Origin of the sequence: Desulfovibrio sp. An276, from assembly GCF_002159665.1 — a bacterium.
GTDB lineage: Bacteria > Desulfobacterota > Desulfovibrionia > Desulfovibrionales > Desulfovibrionaceae > Desulfovibrio > Desulfovibrio faecigallinarum.
This window is the reverse complement of record NZ_NFJC01000026.1, coordinates 1-23,217: the sequence shown is the minus strand read 5'-3', so window position 1 is coordinate 23,217 and position 23,217 is coordinate 1. Positions and strand designations below refer to the sequence as shown.

The window sequence follows — 23,217 nt, the reverse complement described above, 5'->3', positions numbered from 1 at the left end:
TCTCTTTTGGGCTATGTCCATTTCATCACAGCAAACAACTTTCAAACTCGACTTCGCGGACATGCCAGCAACAAGAAAGCTCCAGAAGACACACGGGCCTGCCACCGAATCCTGCCCCTTCCCAAGCTCTTTTTGGGCAAGGCTGTGCTTTTGCCTTGTTCCTATGCTGACAGTCATGCTTTTGTGCTGTGGCTGCGGGCTCATTTTCAAGGACAAGCCTGCTCCTCGTCCGCGCTCCAACATGAGTGCGGAAGTGGAAAGCTCTGCGCAGCCTCTTCCCTATGAAGTCAAATTTGTCCTTGTGACCGATGACGGCAGGGAAGTACTTGTACCCGAGAAGGACAAGAGCGCTGACAAAAAGCAGGGAGAAGACGAAAAAGACGGCAAGAACGAAAAGGAAGAATCCTCCAAAAACGGGAAGGATGCCCCTACGAATGACTCCCATGATGACCCGTCCACGCTGAGCGCAGCAGAGGATCTTGCCCGTCAGCAAAAGGAGGAAGAAGCGCCTGCTGTTGCAGCTCCCAATCCGGAAGTGGATGGTCCCAATCTTGTCAAGGGAATGCAGAAGCTGAGTCAGCTCGTGCGTCTGCACGAAACGCCACCGGATGGAGAACTCGGTCTGGAAATGCGTGCCAGGCAGGATGTGGATGCGGCACTCAAGTACATGGCCTCAGAGGGATATTATGACGGAGCTGCAGATTTCGGGATGAGCATTCCCCAAGACGGCAAGGCCAGCGTCACAATCTACATGCGTCCGGGACGCCGCTATGTAGTCGGCGATATTTCAATAATCTTCACCCCCTACCCCGAAATTCCAGCCCAGCTGGCAAAGAAAAAGAATTTTCTCTTTGCTCCGGACAGACTGCCGCGCATACGCAAGGGCAGACCGGTTACAGCAAGCGAGGTGTTGGAAAGTGTCCAGAAACTTCCTGTTCGCCTCCACAACAATGGCTTTCCGGACGCGAGGATAGTTGGCGAATACTACTATCTTGATCGCAGCAGGAAGACCCTGAACATTCTTGTGGAAATAGAGCCTGGCGCGCCGGCTACCTTCGGGAAGGTGGTCTTCTATGGGGAAAGTTCTGTTTCAGGGGAATACCTTGCCAAGCATGTTCCCTGGACTTTGCGGGAACCTGTATTGTGGGATGAACGCAAGGTTGACCGTTATGTTGCCCATTTGCGCAGAACAGGCCTCTTTTCCAATGTAACGCTTGTCAATGAGAAGGACAGGGGGCCTGCAGACAACAATGGCTCAATCTCGCAAAAGAATATAGGCATTGCCCTGGAAGATGCCAAGCACAGAACAGTTGGCGGCATGCTGCGCTACGAAACCGACACAGGCCTTGGCGCCGAAGCACACTGGGAACACAGAAACCTCTTTGGTAGCGGAGAAAAGCTTTCTCTTACAGCCCCCTACACATCTACAAACAGGGGGCTGGAAATGGAGTTCCGCAAGCCTGCCTTCATCACCAGAACCCAGCTGTTCCGCGTGAAAGCCTCTGCCATGGACGAGACCTCGGACGCCTACGAACGCACAGGTGTAAATGCCGAAGCAGGCCTTGTGCGCTTCTGGAACAGACACTGGATCACCTTTTCGGGACTGTTCACCGACACTGGCTGGCTCAAGAACAACGAACACGACCGTCAGGCCTACACTATCTATGGCGCGGATCTGCGCCTGCGCAGGGATACGAGAGACAATCGCATGAACCCTGTCTCGGGCAGCAAGGCGGATCTCAGAATCAAGCCCATGTCCGGTCAGTACAGCGGAGATTTTTCCGCAGTTGGCACGGAATTCAGCCTTACCGGCTACTGGGCTCCATTCAAACGCCGCAGCGGAAGGCCAAGCGACAAGCTGGTCTTTGCCGGCAAGGCTGGTTTTGGCGCCTTTAATGGAGCTCAATTGCGCAATATCCCCTCCACCCAGCGCTATTTTTTGGGAGGCATGGACACAGTTCGCGGCTACGGCTATCAGCAGATAGGCCCCATGGACAGCAATGGCGATCCTACGGGTGGCAGGTCATACCAGCTTATCAATCTCGAGGCCAGATACAAGCTCACGGACAGCCTTGGCCTGGTAGGTTTTCTGGACGGAGGCCAGCTCTACACCAGCGAATGGCCAGAGTTCAATCTGGACATGGACTGGGGCGCAGGTATAGGGGTGCGTTACTATACGCCCATTGGCCCAGTTCGTTTTGACGTGGCCATGCCACTCAAGGAAGAAGACCCTCCCGTACAGTTTTATATCAGCATAGGACAATCCTTCTGAGGAAGTACCTTGTATGGACGAGAACAGGAAGAACGAGCATGGGGCAGACGTCAACCAGACGCCCGCCCCCGAAACCACAAAGGTTCACCCCACTCTCTCCTGGGGCAAAATCTGCCGTCGCGCGGCCCTTGTGCTCTGCTCTCTGCTTTTGCTCGTGCTTGCAAGCGTGATCGCGGCTCTTGGCCTGTTGCAGACAGGCAACGGACAGGCCTTCCTTGAGAAGAAACTGAACGAACTTGTGGCCGCTTCGGGCGTCAGCATACATGGACTTCGTGGAAGCATCCCCCTAGACTTTTCGCTTGCTCTTTCCTTTGCCGACAGCAGGGGAACATGGCTTGAAATCAAAAATGCCAGCCTTGGTCTGGATTTTTCCGACTTTCCCGCCCTGTTGCATGTAGATCTGGGTGTGGAGGAGGGACTCTTGGCCCGTCTTCCCGACTCTTCTCCCGCACATGCACAACAGACAACGCCGCTTGATGTACGCGACCTTTTAAAAACCATCTCGGGCGCAACTTCGGGCTTTCCATCCTGGATACCGGGAATCGAGATACGCTCCCTAGCCATTGACCATCTGAGAGTACAAAGAAGCCTCTACGATCAGGCCTATGCACGGGAATCGGAATCGCTCCAGGCTCAAAAAGAAGCGGCTATCCGCCCCCCAGACCAAACAGCCAACGAGCATTCCGAAACGGGGACACAGGTTGCGCAAGAAACAGACTGTCCGCGAACAAATGATGCCGATGTCCTGCTCCTTGCCCTGCACGGCAGGGCGAAAATTGCTCCTCACGCAGAAAAAAAGTGGGCTGACCCCATGCTTTTTGGGGATATCTCCCTGCTTCTTCTTCCCGAGGATACTGGCTCTAGGCAGGCATCACCTGGCCCTGACAAAGCCAGTTCAACAACTGCCGAAAAAGACTCAGGCCAAGTGCCATACACCAACTTCCCGGTACGTACTGTTCTTGCCGGGACAGGCCTTGACGTTGCTAGCTGCGCCATCACTCTCTCGGGCTCACTTTCCGAACCAAGGCTTGCGGCAGAAACACGCGCGGGTACCGTACAGACTGGCAACCTTGCCCTGCACAACCCATCACTGCGCCTTGTTCTGCCCTCTTCCACGCTGCCCAATCTTCTTGCAGGCGAAAAGGGACAAATCGGAATTCTAGCAAATACCCTTGTGCAAAACACCCCGCTTGCCCTAAACGTGCAGTTTTACGCACAGCTGATTGACGAAAGGCTCCTGCTTAGTTTTGTTCCTTGTGCATCATCACCGGGCATTACCCTTGATGGCAAGATCGGCACTGAACTTGGCAGCGATTTTTCTCTGCCGGCAAGGCAGAACCATGTTTTGGAAGATTCCTGCAAAACCAGCGGTAGTGCAGCAGAGGCTGCTTCTGTATCGAGACTGCCCAATCTGGCAAATCTCCTTCCGGCACTTGATGGAGAGGTACGTCTTGTTCTGGAAAACGCTCCACTCTTGGCAGAATTTTTGCCTCTCTCCATGCATGGCCTTGTACAAACCAAAGTTGATCTTGCCTTTCAAAACGGCAGGCAAAGGGCCGCTCTCGTTGTGCAGGGGAAAAATATCTCCCTTGCAAGTGCAGAAAAGATGGCGAGCCCCATTGTCAGCCTGTCTTCTGCCAGCGCTACGGCATCCATTGATGGCCTTGATTTGAACAATGCGGAGCTTGCTGCCAGCATCGACACTAAGGATGTCCGCACATCTACGATCAAACCCGTCCATTTCACCCTGGAGGCCAAGGGAAATGCCAGCGAAGTAGCCCTCTCGGCCCTGTCTTCAGGGGGTGTCCAGACAGAGCTTGTTTCTAAGCTGTCCCTAAAAGCCTCCGAGATACGGCTGACACGGTTCAATCTTGGCATTCCCCAGCATGGCTGCGGGCTGCGACTCCTTGGGGAAACTGTCCTTGCCCTTGGAGAGAAGAGTTACCTGAAAAATTGTTCCCTAGCCCTCCAACCCTCAGGAAAACTCGATCTTGCTGGCCATCTTTCCAGCGACAGCCTTGGCGCAAAGCTACTCCTGACACATCTCGATACCTCTGCCTGGGCAAGGGTTGTTCCTGGACTGCCGGCAGGCAAAATCGACGCAGTGCTGGACGTGGCCGGTTCTCCCCAAATGCCCACCGGGAAACTCAGGGTGCGCGTAGACAGCCTCACTCTGCCAGTCAAGGGGCTCCCTCCCCTTTCGGCTGACGTTGAAGGTTCTCTGGACAACAAGGGAGCTGCAAGGGCTGTTGTCAATCTGGCCCAGGCAAGCCGGGACGCCCTGGAGCTTGATACCTTTGTCTGCGAGGCAAACGTGCCCCTGCTTGACAAAAACGGCCGGTTTGCCTTTGCAACTACGGCCCCTCTGCGCATCAAGACTGATATCTCCGGGTCCGTTGCCAAACTCTGGCTCCTTGCCCTGCAACCAAACCGCAGGCTTACCGGCAATTTTCGGCTGCAGGCAGATATCGGCGGAACGCTGGCCTCTCCCTCTGGCAAGGCGAACATTTCCCTGAAGGATGCCCTTTTCAAGGATGTCGAGTACGGCATTCTGGTGCGCGAGATCAACGCAGACATCAATGCTTCCCTTGCAGGCTCGCTGGCAGCCACAAAAATCGATTTTGCCATAGATGCAAAGGATGGCAGGCGCAAAAAGGGGAGCTTCTCGCTCAATGGCTCGACCAATCTGCAGACTGTCACAGCCAGGGCCAGTCTGGATCAGTTTGCCCCTTTGCGCAGGCGCGATATACGCGCAGTGCTTTCGGCCAACTGTTCCGTATCTGGCCCCCTGACAGCTCCGCAAATCACTGGCAGGCTGAACGTAGACAGGGGAAGAATTCAGCTTGATGCCCTGCAACTGCCTTCCAGTATCACTACGCTGCCCCTGGTAGAAGGCCCGAAGGAAGCCATCCTGGCAGCGCGCAAACAGGCTGTGACAAGGGAACAGAAAAAGCGTTCCAACATTCTCGGCAATCTCGACATTACCCTTGGGGTGAACAAGTTTTTTGTTACAGGATACGGCTTCGACAGCGAGTGGAAGGCCGGCATGCGGATGCAGTGTCCACTTGCAAGGCCCGGCATTACAGGACAGGTCGAAGCAGTGCGTGGCAGCCTGGATCTTCTCAACAAGCGCTTTACCCTGAACGAGGGAACAGTAAAATTCGCCGGAGGACTGGATCCTCTCATCAATGTACAAATGACTACGGTCGTGAATGCCATTGAGACTTCTGTTGTCGTAAGTGGCACAGCAGCCAAGCTCAATCTGCATCTTACAAGCAATCCCTCCATGCCCAGGAACGATATCCTTGCCTACATGCTCTTTGGCAAGCCAGCCAACGAGCTTAGTCAGTTCGAACTCTTGCGGCTTGGAGCTACTGCCGCAAGCTTTGCTGCCTTCGGGACCACAGGAGGAAGCGGCATTGCAAATCTGGCCAGGCAGATAACCGGACTCGATGTGCTCAACTTCTCGCAAAACGATGGATCAGCCCAGCTTGAACTCGGCAGCTATGTCATGGACAAGGTCTATGTTGGCGTGAAGCAGGACACAAGTGAAAATGCCGACACCACAGCTGTCATTCAGATAGAACTTGGCCCCCGAACAAGTGCGACCATGGAAGCAGGAAGTGGCAATACTTCTGCCGGTGTCAAATGGAAACTGGACTATTAGTCCACCTGAACATATAGAAAAAATCTGCATACTTGCTACGGAAAACTTTTTTCAAGAGAAAATTACTGTACTACACCACACAACTGCAGAAAACATGCAAAGGCTCACTCATATTGGACTTTTCCCTCCGGGCTTGCTAACATAACAGGTTCAGATTTATCGCTTTTCGAGGTAGGGATGTCGGAGATCATGCAGACCATGGATTTTGCGCGGCGTGCTGCCGATGGCAAGATCAACGTGCTGGAACTTACCCTTGACGAACTCAAGGCCTGGCTTGCCGATATGGGGGAGCCGAAATTCAGGGCTGTACAGTTGTGGCAGTGGCTGTGGCAGTATATGGCCCGATCCTTCTCTGCCATGACCAATATTTCCAAGGATTTCCGCAAAAGGCTGGATGAATGTGCCTATATTGGCTGGCCTGAAATCGACAGGGTGCAGGTCAGCAGTGACGGCACTACCAAATTTCTGCTGCGTCTGGCCGACAACGAGCGCGTTGAGACAGTGCTCATCCCTTCCACTTCGAAGTCGGGCAATGTACGCTGGACACAATGCCTCTCTACCCAGGTAGGCTGCGCCATGGGCTGTACCTTCTGCTCGACAGGCACAATGGGTTTTACTCGCAACATGGCCCATGCAGAAATTCTTGGCCAGATCCTGGTAGCCAGAGAGCATCTCCATGATACAAGACCGCAGTGGCCTGTGCTCAGAAACCTTGTCTTCATGGGCATGGGCGAGCCATTGCTCAACTACCGCAATCTGGAAAGAGCGTTGATCTCACTCAATGAAAACGGGGGGCTCAACTTTTCGCCCAGACGCATTACTGTCTCCACTTGTGGTATTCGCAAGGGACTGGAAGAGCTGGGTTCAAGCGGTCTTGCCTTTCTGGCCATATCCTTGCATGCACCAAATCAAACCTTGCGCGAAAAGATTATGCCCGGTGCAGCCAAATGGCATCTGGACGACCTTCTTGCCACACTGAACAGCTATCCTCTGAAGACACGCGAGCGCATAACATTCGAGTATCTGCTGCTCGGAGGTGTGAACGACAGCCCGGAAGAAGCCAGACAGCTTGTGCGCATTGTGCATTCTGTGCGCAAGAGCAAGATTAATCTCATAGTTTATAATTCCACCCCGGGCTCGCCCTACAAGGCTCCGAGCGAAGAACGCGTTCTTGCCTTCGAAAAGATCCTCTGGGACGCGGGCATCACCGCAGTCATACGCAAGAGCAAGGGGCGTGATATCGACGCTGCCTGCGGTCAGCTCAAGGCCTCAGCCATGCGGGAAGAAGATGCTGTCATTCAAGGGGAAAGGCTGGCTGATGACATAACGGTGTAGAAGCAGCAAGTCTCTCCCCACAGGCTTTCCACAACCTGATTCATGAACAAGAGCCCTGCAGGATGAATCCTGCAGGGCTCTTGTTCATGTCATGTTCTTGTTTTTGGGCAATCAGGCCGCTTCCTTCTTGTCGAAAATCGATGGCGGACGCCAGAACCAGAAAAGGGTCACAAGTGGAATCAGGCCTGTCAGTTCTGCCAACTCACGCCGCACAGGCATGCTTGCAATGGTGTGCCACAGAAGGAAGGCTGCTAGGCCTGTTCCTAGCAATATGCACCACTGTCCTAGTCCCATGGGACGAACGGTGGCCTGGAAAAAACCTACTGTGAAGATGGCAACCCATACCTTGGTAATGGTGAGGGAAAGGGCAGCTCCTACCAGGGGAGACCAGGGTATCAGCGTAAAGCAGCAGATAATATTGACGACAAGACCGCTCAGATAGAAGGCGAAAAGCAGTCTGTGCCTGTGCATGGATATCATGGCATAGGCTGCGAGGTTGTGAAGAAACGCTGTGGCTACGCAAGGTGTGAGCAGCTGCTGGGCTGTCACGGATGTGGAGTACTGCGCCCCGTAGACAAGAGTCAGGAAACGATCGCTTTCCACGAAGATGAGAAAGATGATGGGGAGCGCGGCAGCCCAGAGAGACTTGGCAGTCTGACCGGACAATTTGCGGAAGGCATCCCTGTCCTCGTCCCAGGTCTTGGCCATGAGGGGAAAGATGACCTTGCCGAGCAGTGCGCCGGAAACAAGGACAGACAGTCCCTCTACTGTTTCCCATGCCACGCTGTATCCGCCCACAACTGCATCACCGCCGTACTTTTTCAGGAAAAAGACGTTCAGCTTGTTGTAGAGCATGGCGCAGCCTGCCATGCCGGTAAAAATCAGTCCTGTACGCAGCTGCATGAGCAGATCGCGCAATTGGGCCCAGCCAAAGTGAGCCAGAGGATTGCGCCCCAGGGCCTTCAGCGCAAAGGCCATGAGCAAAATGGATTCCAGAGGCTTAAAGACGGCAATGGCAAGTGTTGGAGCACCCATAAGCACGCAGGCAATACCGTAGCCTATGCCCACAAGTGCTGCAGGAATGCGGATGCGCATTTCCACATCCTGCCTTCCCCTGGCCTGACACAGGGCAAAGAAGCTGTCGCTGACACCATCAAGGCCAAAGCCAGCGGCTATGCACAAGACGACCAGCCGCAAGTCCTGATCGTACCCCTGCCAGCCAGTCACAAGCCAAGTCGCGACCAGGGCCACGACAAGAAGGACAAGCTTGAACCAGCTCACTTCTCCAAGCAGCCTGCGTTTGTTGGCACCCTTTCTGGCAAAGGAGGAGAGCAAAAAATCATTGAGACCCACATCCGCGGCCGTCTTCACAAGATAGCCGTAGGACAGGGCCAGCATGACCTGGCCCAGCGTTCCCTGGCTTTGACGCGCGAGCAGAATGGTAAAGATGGTCCACGACAGGTCGCGGGTCCACTGTGCCCCCAGAATATAGCCGAGACGCTGAGGAATACTCTTGAGTTTCATGCGGTATTACGTGCCACTACTTCAGGGTAAAGCGCACGACAGCCTTGAAGCCGGGCTTGAGCTCAAGATCCGGATTCGGAATGATCAGTTCCACATTGAAGTAGGAGGCCCTGGAGACATCCATGTCGTTGGAGGCCCAGGCGATCTCGGAAATAGTAGCCTTGAAGGTCTTGTTGCCCAGCGAAGGTATTTCCACAGTTGCCTCATCGCCAACGCTCAGGGAAGACACTTCTGCCTCATAGACAGGGACCTGAATGGCCATGGGATCCATCTGGCCGATTGTTACGGGCGTAAAGCCCTCATCGAACATGGCACCTGGGTTCATGGTCTGGGAGATGGACAGGACATATCCGTCAATAGGGGACTTCAAAAAGAGGTATGGAGGCAGGGTCATACCCTCCTTGATCTCCGTGTCAAAGTATCCACTCAGCTCTTCCATGCGCAGGGCAAAGTTTGCCTCCTGCTTGGCAATGGACTCTTCGAGCAGGGATATGCGTGTCTGCAGGGCATGCACGTCTGCCTCAAGACGGCCAAAGGCCTTGTTGGAGCCAAGTCCTGTTGCAGCAAGACTTTTAGCTTTGTTGCGCTGTGCGCTCACCTGGCTGAGTTGGCTTTGCAAATCGAGGATCTGTCCCTTGCTCGCTTCCGTGCCGGGGCCAAGGTTGATTTCTCTCTGCAACGCGCGACGAGCCTCGTCCTGCAGGACATAACGCATAAGAGGCTGTCCCTTTTGCACCTTGTCACCGGGAGCGACAAGGACCCTGTCCACAACACCCCTGAAATGCACTATGGGAGAACGGGTTACGGTATTTCGAACCTTGCCTGTCAGTATGGTTGTCGTTTCTGCTGCCTGAACTGCGCTGCCCAAGAGGAGAGCAAGCATGACAAGACAGCACTGAAACACAATATGTCTTTTCATCAGCAATTTTCGGCGCGGCTCCATCGGCAGTCGTGCAGAAGAGAAAGCGCCGCCTCCATGTTCTATCTTTCCAGAAAGCCGGAGTCAGAAAACCCAAGCCCGGGACGAGACAAGACCTCTGTTTGCGCAGTCTGCCAGTCCTCACAAGAACTTGTCAGGCGCAAGCGGCTGACTGCCTACTTTCCTGCAAGTGTCGGCACTGTATTCAGATCGGCAGTATCGGTTCCGGCGGCAGCGGCCTGGGGCTTTGCGGAATCATTGAGCTCGGGGAGCTTACCAAGCTCAAGCTGGCTCGGACGTCCTATGGGACGTCTGTCCTCCTTGACGGGTTGCGCAGGAAAGACCTTCTCGTCCTCGGGTGCAAGGGGAGGCTGAGCGCCAGGCACACCGGCACTGGCCATGGTGCTGCCGCCTACAAGCTTGTCCAGCTCCCTGTCAGGCAGGCCGAGGAAACGCTTTTGCAGAAGACCGGACACGTGCATCCATTCGAGCTGGGCAAGACGGTAATCTAGTTCGGTATTGATGTAGTTGAGCTGTGCCTGCACCATGGCTTCCTGGCGATTTGCCACATTGGGCAATGTCTCCAGGCCATTCTCAAAGGAGATGCGTGCTTCGTCATACTGCATCTGTGCAGTCTTGTACCTGTTGTGGGCAAGCTTCAGATTCGTAAGGGCAAGAGAGACGTTCTGCTCTGCCATAATCCACTTGTTCTGGTAGTCGAAGCGCTTTTCCGCCATGGAATGGAAGGCCTGGGCCTTGACCATACGAGCGGACTGCACCCCCCTGTATCTGCGTCCCCAGTCAATAAGGGGAAAGTCGAAAGTCAGATGCAGGAACTGGTCGGCGGTACCGGATTCGGGCTGGGCCTGACCACGGGGCGGATTCATATTGACCGAAATCGTCATATTGGGCACGTACTCAGCCCAGGCAAGCATGATCTTGTAGTCGGCAAGCTTTATCTGGGTACGCAAAAGCAGGCTGTCTTCGGACTCGGCCCAGCGTTCGTCCCAGCGCAGGGCATGGCCGTCAAAGCCCTTGAGGATCTCGCTCGCATTGCTCGCATCCACCTGGAACTGCTGGTACGGATCAAGACCTGCCAGAACCTTCAGATTGGTGCGCTGCATGAGCTCCTCTGTTTCCGCCTTTTCAAGGCCAAGCTCTGCTTCGCGTTCATGCTGCTGGGCAAGGCTGACTGCCGAGCCCTGATTGCCTTCCACAGACTCGACCTGCTTCCAGTATTCCGTAAGCTCCCTGGCCACAGGGATGAGAGAACGCTGGGCCTGCAGGACATGCTGCTGGGCCTGCAGGCGCAAATAGGCCTCTGCAATCTTGTAAATGGCTTCGCCCACCGCCTTGCGGTGTGTTGATATGGCAATGCCGGTCAGCATGGCCTGAGCCTTGATTTCAAAATAGGTTGCCACAGGGTTGGGAAACTGTGCGTAAAAACCTATTTCAAACTGGGTTCTGCCGTATTCCCCAGGGACATCATGTGCATCTTTGTTGAAGTTGGTCAGGTTCTGGGAAACCTGTACTGTCATATGCGGCTCGGGAATGTATTTCCACACAGCAGTTGTCTGATCAAGCCGCTTTATTTCAATGTCAACAGCACTGTTGACCAGGGATGGCGACTGCTGAATAGTCAAATAGACGCAGTCCTCGAAACCAAACTTCTTGTCGGGATTATAGAGATTGGGGATGGCTGCGTCGTATTTTTCCTTGTTTTCAATAGGTATGCCTGGAGCTTCATCCAGCCAGTGCCTGGCCGGAAGCTCTGGCGAGGACATGCCGGCCTTGCTTGAGGCACAGGCCGTAATCAGTACAAGCATGGCCACAGTCAAAAGGGCAGGTCCTGTCCTGCGCACGAAGCTGGCAAGTCCAGACCGGGGCTTCCCCGATTTGCCTGTCCTGGCAATTGCCTTAGCGTCGGTCATGTCCTTTCTCCTCTCAAACTGATTTTCCCAACTTCTCATGTGCCCGGATAACCATTCGGGTCCGTTACGGACGTTGCTGGCATCCTTCGTCCACACCCTCCGGCTCATCGGCGAGGGCGTTGTATTCAAGATGGTTGATACTGACAAGGCACTGCCCTGCGGCATTGGTCACCTGAGCGTCATAACGAACAACCTGATCCCGATCCCAGCAGCGCCTGAGGGCTAGGTTCAGGGAAGGCTCGTATGCTGCTGTGCCAAAACGGACAAATCCCATCAGGGATGGATTCAAGGCACAGGGCACAGAAGGCCGGTCCATGTCAAAATGCAGAGTCACTGCCTGCAGCACGGCCTCAAGACCTGGCATGCAGGCTGTATTCGCCTCAAAAAGGCTTGGCCTTCCCCTTGGGAAAAGCGAGTTATCATAGGCCCAAATTCCACTGAGGGCAAGAATGGCATCCGGGGCCAGTGTGGCCAGAAGAAGATGATCGTCCAAAAGCCAGACTTTTTCCAGCAGGCGAAAAGAGTTCGCATATCCCCTTGTGTCGTACCAGTCGCTGGTGTCGACGGCCCTGGAAGAGGGAGCAGGACATGCATATTCTTTCCATAGTGGCGGAATCTGCATTTGGCTTCCTGTCATGATGACAGTGCTTTCCACAACCGTCTCATACTGCGGAGTCCTGCGTCCGGAAGAGCTGATTCCTCTCAGGGATGTCATGACGTGGCTCATGCGCGAGGGAACTCGATCGTGATTCATCCACAAGCCTGTATCTACTTCAAGCCTTGCCTCGCGAACGAGTCCAGGCTGTACTGAGCCCAGATCATGCACGCGTATATCCGTCATTCCGGAAGCAAAAAGCCAGGGAGAAGCAAGAATGGCTGCTTCACGCTGAGCCTCAAGATGCAGGCCCAGGGGAATGGTTACAGCCTTGCCATCTGCTTGCGGCAGGGCACTGAGAGCAGGAAAAATGTCCTGCGAGATCTGTGTGGAAAACACGCTGAAGGGAGTTGTCCTTGATTTCAATGGTCTGGATTCTGGACAAACGCGCGGCGAATTGTCCGCATCGTCCAGCAGGGGCTGTGGCAAGATGCAGACAGTATCGTCATCCTCGCTTTCCATCCATTTCCAGTAGTACAGACCCGCCCTTCCCTGCAAAAGTGTCGCAGCAAGCATGTCGCCCACAAGAGGGGAATCAAGGTCGGCAGTCGCATCCAGCATGACTGCGTTCAAGGAACAGCCCGAGTCCTGCGCAGAGTGCCACAAATCCTTGAGCTCGCCCTCTTTTGTGGGATTCTGCTCGACAAGTATAATCCTTGTACCGTCAGCACAATCCGAATCGCGTATGATACTGAATATGTCTTCTCCTGTCCCCTGCAGAAGGAGAATGTCTGTCTTGCCGGACAGGAGACTCGGGCTATCCGTTGTCTCCCGCGCCTGCCCTCCCATGCCTGCTATTACTGCCCTTGTCTCTGGCAAGCCCTGGCAAAGGGTAAAACTGCATTTCCAGGAAGCTATGCTGCCCACCATGCTGGCCAGCAGACAGTCATCCTGGCCAACCACGACCACCTCCAAGGATGGAGAAGGAAGGATTTTGCGCTGACAGGGGTTGCTGGGCAGCTCCCGGAATCTTTCAGTCGACTCGCCCTCCTGAACGTCCTTTCTGACGCAGCAGGCGAGGAAGGGGCGATGTACGGACCTTCCCATGGGTTCCTTGGTCTTTTCTTCTCCCTCTTCCACAAGGTCGCCACTGAAAAGCCTTTCCAGATCGGCAATTGTCGAGACCTGCAAAAGATCCTCGAAGGCAACCTCCCTGCCCAGAAGTTTCTGCGCTTCCTCTATGAGTCCGGGGAAGAAGCTCGAGCGCAAGGCCAGGTCAAAGCGCAAGTCCATGCTGCCATGCAAATCTTCAGCCTTTTTCCCGCAGGCTTTTGCCAGAAGTTCCCTAAGCTTGGGAATGCCGCACCTGCCAGCTGCAGCATCCTTCCTGCCGGCGATATCCCCAACGTCCGCATGTCCGTCCCGAATCCTGGCCTCGAACCCGCTTTTTTCCTGCAGTGACTTTGCCAGGAACAGGCTCTTTTTTTGCAAATGACCAAGAGAATACAGCCTTGCCAGGGTCTTGCGTACAAGATCCCTTTCGTGGCCCCGTAGCGACGAGGAAAGACACAGGGCTTCCGGACGTATTTTTTCCACCATGCCGCACAATGTGTCCGCAGGGCCCATTTCCAGAAAGTGGCGCATGCCATGCCTGTCCCACAGGGCTTCTACGCACTGTACCCAGCGCACACTGTTTTCGTCCAAATCCATTATGTAGCGACATATCTCCGACTGGACATCCGGGTAAAGACCGGCCGTAACACAGCTGAGCATGGGAGTTTTCGGGGCATGCATGTCCAGGCTCATGAGCCTTCTGTAATCAAGATCCCTGAGGACACGCATGCTCGGATGGTGAAAGGCTAGGGTGATATTGAGAATGACAGCTGGTATGCGCTTCTTGCGCAACCATCGCCTGGCCTCTGCCAGGATATCTCTCGGTCCGGAAAGGATGCTCTGCTCCGGAGTATTGTAGTTGGAGACATAGAGGTCGGGCCACATGCCCTGCAACTCTCGTATGACGTCCATGCCGGCGTACACGCCCATCATGCCTGTTTCCCTGCGGGACTTTTCCTCCAGATCGGCCATGTGGCGCGACCGGGTCTCCATAATGTACCAGCCCACTTCCGGCTCGTACACTCCTGCCAGGCAAAGGGCTATAAGTTCGCCCAGGGAATGGCCACAGATAAAGTCCGGCTTGAGTCCGCGAGCAAGATACAGGCTCCACTGGGCGTATTCGAGCATGAAGAGATAGGGCTGCTGCCACCTTGTGAGACCTATGGTCTCCACATCCCTTTCATCCATGAGCCCCAGAACATCCCAGCTCGAGCAGGCTGCAAGCCTGTCCATGGCAGCCCTGGCTTCCGGAAAGTTGTCATACAGCTCCCTACCCATGCCGGGCCAAACCGAACCCTGGCCGCAGCACATGACTGCCAGTTTCGGTGCCGGAGAACTTTCCCGGGCAAGCCAGATGCCCCTTGTTCCCAGAGAGGCAAGCTCTTCGGGTGAAGGATGGTGGTCCAGGGGCAAAAACTGCCCGTATCCCGGAAGCACAGATCCCAGCAACCAAGACCCCTCTGGCTGGCATATGTGTTCATAGCACACCCCGTCGAGGGCCAGTTTCCATGAGGCTTTTTCGGCACCTTCAGCCAGCTTATTCTTGTCGGTATGGCTCATTTTCTCCACGCCTTTTTTGCTCCCCACGGCTTCAATTGCCTACAAAATCAAAAGATGTGGGGCCGGCAACATGTTGAGAAGCAACGTCAGGTTTGCTTAATGAAAAATTGGCAGGGAAATCCGGCAGAAACGCAAGCTCCCACGATTCCCTAACGTGAAGATTGGCATACAAAGCACAAAATAACAAGATTTTTCTCAAATACTCACAATACCTTTTATACTTGCATAAAAAACACCTGTCTTAAAGGAATAATTTTATTTTAAACTCAAAAACAAGAGGGTAGTTTTTATATTTATTATCAGAAATTTGTCTCATAAAAATAACATAAAAACATTACTTAAAAATAATATAAATTTTTATTATATTGTGTTCATATTTGTTTTGCAAAAGATTAATGTTTTTTATAAATTAATATATACAACAATTCCTTCTATGTGAACAGGTTTTTGTTTGCCAATTGTGGTGGACAATGGGGATTCTTGCTCAAGAAGCCGATTTAAGCTTTACTTGTGAAAGAAATTCGTATAAAAAGAATTTTTTGTGTTTGTGCCAGCTGCGGACTGAGCCAAACGAGGACAGGGCTTTACCCTTGCGAATCGCCTCTTTCTTGGCTATGAAAAAAGGAATATCTAGGCACCCTTTTGCCTGCTCTTGCCGCCTTTTTGTCACCCGCAGCTTGGTGAACCCGAAGTCACGCGCTCCTGGCTCGTCCCTGCCTGCAGGTCTTCCCCTGAAAAAATGCCTGCGGCTGCATGTCGCGTGCCTTTTTTCAGGAACAGAACATTTAACCTACCGCGAGGAGGCGGCGCATCCTCCCCCGCTTGACTGCAGGTGTACACGCGCCGGAAAATATTTGATGAACAAAAACGAATCTTCATCCGCGACCCAGACACAGGAGACTTCCAGCATTTTCTCCAAGGCCCGCTCCAAACTGGCTTTTGACCGTCTGGTAGCAATGGGCGCCAAGATGGGTATGGACAACCCTCTCTTCCTGTGCGCCGATCGCGCCGCCAAGGCAACCATCCATATTGATGGCAAAGACTATATCAACTTTTCCACCTACGACTACCTCGACATCAACGCCCATCCGGAAATTACCGCTGCTGTGACCAAGACTGCGGAAGTTTTCGGAACCTCTGCTGGTGCCAGTCGACTGGTCGGAGGCGAACGCACTCCCCACAGGCAGTTGGAGAAAGCCATAGCGGAATTTCTGGGAACCGAGGACTGCATCGTCTATGTCAGTGGTCATGCTACCAACGTGTCCACCCTGGGCTTTCTCTTCGGCCCCCGAGATCTCATTCTGTACGACAATCTGGCTCACAACTCCCTGATCCAGGGCTCCCGCCTGTCCAGTTCAGCCCGTTTTGCCTATGCTCACAACGACTGCGATGATCTTGAGCGCCTGCTCAAGGCAAAGCGCGGCGAGCACAAGCGCGCTGTCATCGTAACCGAAGGTCTTTTCAGCATGGACGGCAATATCCCGGATATTCCCCGTCTAATCGAGCTGAAAAAGCGCTACAACTGCATGCTCATGGTAGACGAGGCCCACAGCTTTGGCGTCATAGGCGAGCACGGCGGTGGTGTGCGAGAGTACTTCAACGTGGATCCCAACGACGTGGATCTGTGGATGAGCACCCTCTCCAAGACTCTTTGCGGTTGCGGCGGCTACATCGCCGGGCGCAAGGAACTTGTGGACTATCTGAAGTATGGCTCTCCGGGATTCGTCTTCAGCGTGGGCTTGTCCCCTGTCCTTGCCGTTGCAAGCTACACAGCCCTGCAGATTCTCAAGCGTGAACCCGAGCGTGTTCACAAGCTGCAACACATTTCCCAGTATTTCCTCAAGTATGCCAAGCAGAAAGGCTTCAACACCGGCGAAGCCCAGGGCTATGCCATAGTGCCTGTCATCACGGGTGACTCCATGGTCACGGGCTTCCTTGCCACCCAGCTGTTCATGCGCGGCATCTACGTCATGCCCATCACCTTCCCTGCCGTAAAGGAAGGCGAAGCCCGCCTGCGCTTCTTCCTCTCTGCTTCGCAGACCGAGGAGAATGTGCGCATCACCCTCGATGCCCTGGAAGAGGAACTTCCCAAGGCCATGGAAAAGGTCAGGGCCTACAACGAAGCGCATCCCGAGGGATACGACTACTAACCGGAGGCAACAGGTGGACAATCGGCACGTCTACGTGTGCTGCTCTCTGGATGTCGAGGAAGAGGGGCTCTTCCGCGGCAACTATCCCATTGTCCAGCCTTCGGTCACCAACCTTTCCTGTCTTTGTCGCATGCAGCCCCTCATGGACTTGGGGCTGCATGCAACACTATTCTGTGCCTATCCGGTTCTGGCCGACGATACGGCATGGGCCCACGTGGAAGCTCTGGCAAGCAGGAGCAACGTAGAAGTGGGCCTGCATCTGCACCACTGGAATACGCCTCCGCTGGAAACACCGTGCAGGGCGGCCACGAACTCGGTCCCTTCCATACGGGTGGACAATGACCTTTTGGCAGCCAAGCTCGACACACTTGTGAGCCAGGGGCGCAGACGGCTTGGCGCGGCGCCAACGTCGTTTCGCATGGGACGCTGGGATTTGCATTCCTGCCACTGGGAGCTCCTGGCAAGGGCGGGTATCTGTGCAGACGCTTCCGTTCGTCCCCTGCACGAGGGAAACGCGAAAAATTTCGGGCCGGATCATTTTCTTGCCCCGCATACACCCTATCTGGTCAAAACCTGCGTGGGAACCATCTTTGAACTGCCGCTGACAGTCACCCCTCTGGCTTCCTGGATAACCGCTACCGTGAGCCGATTGTCCAAGCCAGCAAGAGCAAGCCTACAAAAATGGGGAGTGCTGGCGCTTTTGCCGGTCTACCACCCTCTGTGGGCCATGAAGGCAGTAACGGAACTTTCCTACGCCCGTGGCAACAATGTTATTTCCCTGACGTGGCACAGCTCGGAACTCATGGCAGGAGGAAATCCCCGCCTGCCCAAGGACAGCGATATACAGGCACTTGTGCACAAGATTGGGAAATACGTCGAATGGCTGCGCAACAGGTTCGAGGTGGAATTCGTCACCCTGAGCGAGCTTGACACGCGACTGCGCGCACATGTGCCTGTTGCCACATGTGCATCGGGGGACTGGAGTTACAGAGGAAAGCCCTGAAGGCAGATTTCATGACAGAGCAAAGCACAAGGATTCCCTTTCATTCTGCTTCTCCCAAGGTGGGTATCATCCTTTTGTGGTACCCTCTTTTTACCCAGCCCTTCATATTCCGCGATGTGGAGGCCATCAAGACACGTCTTCCTGCCATCGTATACACACTCTATGGGGAAAACCTGCGCCTGTGCTCCAGGGAGATGTGCCAGGCCGGGAGCAGCGCACAGCGTCTGGGAATCAAAAAGCTTCTGCCCATCCTCTTCTCCAATGCAAAATTTCTTCTTGGACATCCTCTTCGCTATACCCAACTTTTCGGCAACCATGTGATGCGTCGCTGGAAAAGCTTTGAAATCCTTGGAGAAAATCTCTGGGCTTTCCTGTGCGGGATCCATCTTGCCCCCATTGTGCTCAGGGCTGGCATCGAAATACTCTACGCCCCCTGGCCCAGGGGAACGACAACGGCAGCAAGAGTCATATTTCATTGCACGGGTATTCCCTATGTAACAGTGGCAAGGGCCGACAACCTCGAGCCAAGGGATCCGGATCTCGTGGACAAACTGCTTGATGCCTGCGCTATCAGGACCAACAATTGCGCGGATGGTGTGCGCATAGAAAAACTGCTGGCCGAGGGCTTGTCACACAATACAGGACAAGGCACGCCTGAAGTGAGGGTCATCTACAATTGCCTTACCCTGCACGTGGACAAGTGCGCGCCCCTTGCCATGAAAAAGCCGGTGAAGCTGCTAGCTGTGGGCCGATTCGATGTCACCAAGGGTTTTGATGTACTCCTTGATGCCTGCGCCATCCTGCGTGACCAGCATGTATCCTTTACTCTTTCCCTGGTAGGCGGCGGTGGAAAGCTCATGGGGCTTGGCAATCTGGAGGAAAGGCTCCACAGACAGACAAGAGAGCTCGGCCTGGGAAAAATTGTCTCCTTCCCGGGCCTTGTGGACCATGATGCCTTTCCGGACATACTGAGAAGCCACGACATCTTTGTGGCTCCCTGCGTCATTGCTTCCGGAGGGGCAAGAGACGGCATTCCCAATACCCTCATCGAGGCCATGAGCTTTGGCCTTCCCGTGGTAGCTACCAATGTAAGTGCCCTGCCGGAAATCGTGCGTCATGAACATACCGGCCTTCTGGTCCCGCAAAGGGATCCCGCAGCTCTCGCCCAGGCTCTGCGCACACTGATTGAAAATCCGGAAAAGGCCAGGACACTTGCACTAAACGGGACAAAACTTGCCAGAGAACTTTTTTCCCCACAGAAGAACGGGGAGCTTCTGGCCGATTTTCTGGTGCAGGCAAACAGGGCCTGGAGGTCGCGCAAATGTGCGGAATAGCAGGTATTGTTGCTGTTGACGAGCGCGTCCTGCTTTCACAGGAAGACGAGGCTTGCGTGCGGGCAATGACCAACGCCATCGCCTACCGCGGACCGGACGGAAGCGGTATTCTGCGAGTGAACAACGCCTGCCTTGGGCACAGGAGGCTGTCTATCATCGATCTTGCCGGCGGAGCCCAACCCATGCAGGATGCGTGCGGAAAGCTCAGCATTGTCTTCAATGGCGAGATCTACAATTTCCGCGAACTCAGACAGGAACTCGAATCGCGGGGAGCATCCTTCCGCACCAATTCCGACACGGAAGTGATACTGGAAGCCTACAGGGTTTGGGGTAGTGACTGTCTGGATCGTCTGGACGGCATGTTTGCCTTTGTCCTGTGGGACGACGAGCTAAAGCGCCTGTTTGCCGCTCGTGATCGCTTTGGAAAGAAACCTCTTTTCTACACGATGCAAAAGGGCTTTTTGCTCTTTGCCTCGGAGATGTCCTGCTTCAGACAGGTACCGGATCTTTCCTTCACCCTGGATACCCAGGCACTCATGCGCTATCTGGCCTACCAGTACGTTCCCTGCCCCCAGACAATGTTCAGGGAGTTCCAGCAGCTGCCCCCCTCTTCCGCCATGATTCTGGAAAAGGGGCGTCTCGACATTTTCACCTACTGGGAAGCTCCGGCAAGCTCAAGCCTTGTCATCAGCGAGGAAGAGGCCTGCGAGGAATTGCGCAGACTCATGCGCAGGGCTGTCCAGCGCCGCATGGTTGCGGACGTTCCCCTGGGGGTCTTTCTCTCAGGGGGGATAGACTCGAGCATTGTGACCGGGCTCATGGCCGAATGTTCGCCAACTCCGATACAGTCCTTTTCCATTGGCTTTCACGAGGCCAGTTACGACGAAAGCAGCTATGCCAGACTCGTCGCGAAAACCTTTGGGACCAGACACTATGAAAAGGTCTTTCTGGAAGAGGACTGCACGGACATTCTGCCCAAAATTGTGAGCGCCATGGATGTCCCCATGGCGGACGCATCGGCAGCACCTACCTGGCTTTTGTCCAAGATAACCAGGGAACATGTGACTGTGGCTCTTGGTGGTGACGGTTCCGACGAGCTGTGGGCGGGCTACGAGCACTATGTGGGCTTTGCCATAGCCCAGCGCTACAACCGCGTACCGGCCTTTCTGCGCCATAATATCATAGAACCCCTGTGTCGCTGCCTTCCTGCCTCCCAGGGTTACGTCAATCTGCGCCTTGCTACGGACACCTTTCACAGGGCAGCCAAGCTGCCCCCATGGATGCGCATACAGTCCATGCTCACTGCCTGCTCCGCGGACCTGCAGGAAGTCCTGCTTAACAATCCGGACAAGAGCATGCTGGAACTGCCCACCCTGTTCAGGCCGACACTTGATGCGTATAATCACTGGCAGAACGCATCGGACCTGGATAGAACCTTCAATATCTATATGCGAGGATTTTTGCTCGACGACATTCTGGTCAAGGTGGATCGCTGTTCCATGCTCAACTCTCTGGAAGTGCGTGCGCCCTTCCTGGACAGGGAGCTGGCCGAATTCGTCATCAGTCTTCCTGCCCACTACAAGCTGCGCGGCCTCAAGCGCAAGTATCTGCTCAAGAAGGCCTTTGCCGACCTTCTGCCGAAAAGGATTCTCCATCGCAACAAGCGTGGCTTTCAGATTCCCGTCTCGCAGTGGCTGCGAGGGCGCTTGCGCCCGCTCATGGAAGAACTGCTCGGAGAAGACATGCTCTCTAGGCATCACTTCTTCAACCCAACAGAAGTTCGCCGCCTCATTGAGGCCCATCTTTCCGGAGAAAGGGATCTGCGCATCCCTCTCTGGACTCTGATGGTCTTCCAGCTGTGGTGGCGCAACAATGCCTCCCGCTGATTTGGCACAGGTATGCCCTGTTTTCCATGCCATGTTTTGGTACAAACAGGACAGTTTATGGCTCATCACACACTCATCTTTGGACAATTTGGAAGAGCTGCCATGCAGCAGCACAATTTCTGACTGCATGAGGGAGCGCAGCTCTTCCTTCATAGTAATCTCATTCCTGTCAATCTCATTTCCCTGCAAGAAAAGAACAAACTACAATGACTAGCCAATTAAAGACTCTACTTCTGCTGGCAGCACTTACCGGAATAATCATCGTCATTGGTGGCATGGTAGGCGGACGTACCGGTATCATGATCGCCTTTGTCATTGCCATGGTCATGAATGTCGGCAGCTACTGGTTCTCCGATTCCATTGTTCTGAAGATGTACAGGGCCAGGGAGCTGGCCTATGATGAAGCTCCCATGCTGCACGACATGGTAGAGGAGCTTGCCCGCAACGCAGGCATCCCGAAACCCAAGGTCTGTGTGGTACCCGAGCAGGCCCCAAATGCCTTTGCCACAGGCAGAAATCCGCAAAATGCGGTTGTGGCCGTCACGGAAGGCATACTGCAGATCCTGACGCCAACGGAGCTGCGCGGCGTTCTTGCCCATGAGATTGCCCATATAGCCCACCGCGACATCCTTATTCAGACCATTGCCGCAGTCATGGGGTCAACCATCGTCATGCTGGCCAATATGCTGCAGTTTGCGTCCTTCTTTGGCGGAGCAAGGGACAGCGAGGGCGAAAGAACCAGTCCTCTGGTAGGTCTGCTTTTGGCCATACTGGCTCCCATTGCCGCAAGCATTATCCAGATGGCCATTTCCCGCTCACGGGAATACCTGGCTGACCGGGGTGGCGCAACCTACTGTGGCGATCCGCTTTCCCTTGCCTCTGCGCTGAACAAGCTGCAGATGGCCGCAACCCAGACGCCCATGCAAAACGGCAATCCGACCACCGCGGAAATGTTCATTGTCGCTCCGCTCTTTCCCTCTTCTGTTGCCAAGCTCTTCTCGACACATCCCCCCATCGAGGATCGCATTGCAAGGCTCTCGCAGATGGCTGGGCATATGCCTGCCCAGACTCAGGCACAGCACCCTGCAGCCCCCAGGAAAAGCACAAACCGCTTCGGCGATTTATAGGATTTGAACCATGTCTTCCCAGACTGGCCTTTCCCTGGCTGCCCTTCTTTGCCTCGCACTCCTTGTCCTTCCTGCCTGTGCGGGACAGAAGTCCGAATCTGCTCCGCGACCTGTGCAGACGTGCGAAAAGCTCTATACCTATGCCCCAGGCTTTCTTGTCATGGAGCTGGCAGCAAAATCGGACATCTATATTGATCCTGCTGCCAGGGAATTTCCCGTGTTTTGCTCGGCTGCCAGGGCCCACGAGGACCTCATCCTCATGGTCAGTGCAGGCAGGATCCAGCGCGGGGACTGGGAAATCTACGGGCTCAATGGCGGAACTGAGCTCGGCTGCATGAAAAATGATGGCCGCATGGTCCTGTGCAAGCCAGCCAAGATTGCAGACTGGCATCCTCAGGAACCCATAGGCATTGCCACATCCCGCGACTAATCCCTTTTTCATGGACGAGTTCCATGACCAAGCTCTATGGATAAGCACCGAGGGATCCGCAAATTGCGGGTCCCTTTTTGCTGGCCTCTGACATGCGCCGCAGCTGCAACAAAAAGCATATGCGTGCCTTGCCCTTTGGGAATTGGTGATTATCTCAGATTTTGCAGGCAGCAAGAGGCTTGCCTGCAACAGCCGGGAAGTGCCCTTGCGGCTTCCCATCATGCGTGAACAAGAATGCAACTTCCATGATTGCAATACAAAATACGTGAATTTCCTGAAATCAGGTAACAGGTGACGTCAAAAATTCATATCTACCCATCGGCCTAAATGTATGATAGCTATTTGAAATTAAATGATTAACCTATCACACG

Annotated in this window: 13 protein-coding genes; 9 read left to right on the top strand and 4 right to left on the bottom strand. The window is 54.3% G+C overall.

Annotated elements, in window-relative coordinates:
• The first annotated feature begins 163 nt into the window (after positions 1–163).
• From B5F76_RS10440 to rlmN, 3 genes are all read left to right on the top strand, one after another.
• Positions 164–2,272: an autotransporter assembly complex protein TamA gene (locus B5F76_RS10440; protein ID WP_162608806.1), complete on the top strand. Its 2,109-nt coding sequence runs from the start codon at positions 164–166 to the stop codon at positions 2,270–2,272.
• A gap of 13 nt (positions 2,273–2,285) precedes the next feature.
• The gene (locus tag B5F76_RS10435; protein ID WP_087354271.1) at positions 2,286–5,939 is read left to right on the top strand and encodes a translocation/assembly module TamB domain-containing protein; all 3,654 of its coding nucleotides are present in this window, start codon (positions 2,286–2,288) and stop codon (positions 5,937–5,939) included.
• Positions 5,940–6,116: 177 nt separating this feature from the next.
• Positions 6,117–7,274, top strand: a complete 1,158-nt coding sequence (gene rlmN, locus B5F76_RS10430) for a 23S rRNA (adenine(2503)-C(2))-methyltransferase RlmN (RefSeq protein ID WP_239407028.1) — start codon at positions 6,117–6,119, stop codon at positions 7,272–7,274.
• Positions 7,275–7,385: 111 nt separating this feature from the next.
• Here rlmN and B5F76_RS10425 read toward each other — a convergent pair whose 3' ends face one another.
• The 4 genes from B5F76_RS10425 to B5F76_RS10410 form a co-directional block, all read right to left on the bottom strand.
• The gene (locus B5F76_RS10425) at positions 7,386–8,798 is read right to left on the bottom strand and encodes an oligosaccharide flippase family protein (RefSeq protein ID WP_087354268.1); all 1,413 of its coding nucleotides are present in this window, start codon (positions 8,796–8,798) and stop codon (positions 7,386–7,388) included.
• A 16-nt stretch (positions 8,799–8,814) separates the two neighbouring features.
• The gene (locus B5F76_RS10420) at positions 8,815–9,681 is read right to left on the bottom strand and encodes an efflux RND transporter periplasmic adaptor subunit (protein WP_239407027.1); all 867 of its coding nucleotides are present in this window, start codon (positions 9,679–9,681) and stop codon (positions 8,815–8,817) included.
• Between the two features lie 212 nt (positions 9,682–9,893).
• Complete coding sequence (locus B5F76_RS10415; RefSeq protein ID WP_087354265.1) at positions 9,894–11,648, bottom strand: TolC family protein; 1,755 nt, start codon at positions 11,646–11,648, stop codon at positions 9,894–9,896.
• A gap of 64 nt (positions 11,649–11,712) precedes the next feature.
• A complete protein-coding gene (locus B5F76_RS10410; protein WP_087354261.1) occupies positions 11,713–14,916 on the bottom strand; it encodes an acyltransferase domain-containing protein in 3,204 nt (1,067 codons plus the stop codon).
• Between the two features lie 857 nt (positions 14,917–15,773).
• On the opposite strand from B5F76_RS10410, the gene B5F76_RS10405 reads away from it, so the two are divergent.
• The 6 genes from B5F76_RS10405 (at position 15,774) to B5F76_RS10380 (ending at position 22,846) form a co-directional block, all read left to right on the top strand.
• Positions 15,774–17,066, top strand: coding sequence for an aminotransferase class I/II-fold pyridoxal phosphate-dependent enzyme (locus B5F76_RS10405; protein WP_087354256.1), 1,293 nt, complete (start codon positions 15,774–15,776; stop codon positions 17,064–17,066).
• Positions 17,067–17,079: 13 nt separating this feature from the next.
• Complete coding sequence (locus B5F76_RS10400; RefSeq protein ID WP_087354254.1) at positions 17,080–18,069, top strand: hypothetical protein; 990 nt, start codon at positions 17,080–17,082, stop codon at positions 18,067–18,069.
• Between the two features lie 11 nt (positions 18,070–18,080).
• Complete coding sequence (locus B5F76_RS10395) at positions 18,081–19,403, top strand: glycosyltransferase family 4 protein (RefSeq protein WP_162608805.1); 1,323 nt, start codon at positions 18,081–18,083, stop codon at positions 19,401–19,403.
• The gene (gene asnB, locus B5F76_RS10390) at positions 19,391–21,289 is read left to right on the top strand and encodes an asparagine synthase (glutamine-hydrolyzing) (RefSeq protein WP_087354248.1); all 1,899 of its coding nucleotides are present in this window, start codon (positions 19,391–19,393) and stop codon (positions 21,287–21,289) included. Before B5F76_RS10395 ends, asnB begins: the two co-directional genes overlap by 13 nt.
• Positions 21,290–21,495: 206 nt before the next feature.
• Positions 21,496–22,416 carry a zinc metalloprotease HtpX gene (htpX, locus tag B5F76_RS10385; RefSeq protein WP_087354245.1) on the top strand — a complete coding sequence of 307 codons (921 nt, stop codon included), beginning with the start codon at positions 21,496–21,498 and terminating at the stop codon, positions 22,414–22,416.
• A gap of 10 nt (positions 22,417–22,426) precedes the next feature.
• The gene (locus B5F76_RS10380) at positions 22,427–22,846 is read left to right on the top strand and encodes a DVU_2496 family lipoprotein (RefSeq protein ID WP_087354243.1); all 420 of its coding nucleotides are present in this window, start codon (positions 22,427–22,429) and stop codon (positions 22,844–22,846) included.
• Positions 22,847–23,217: the final 371 nt, after the last annotated feature.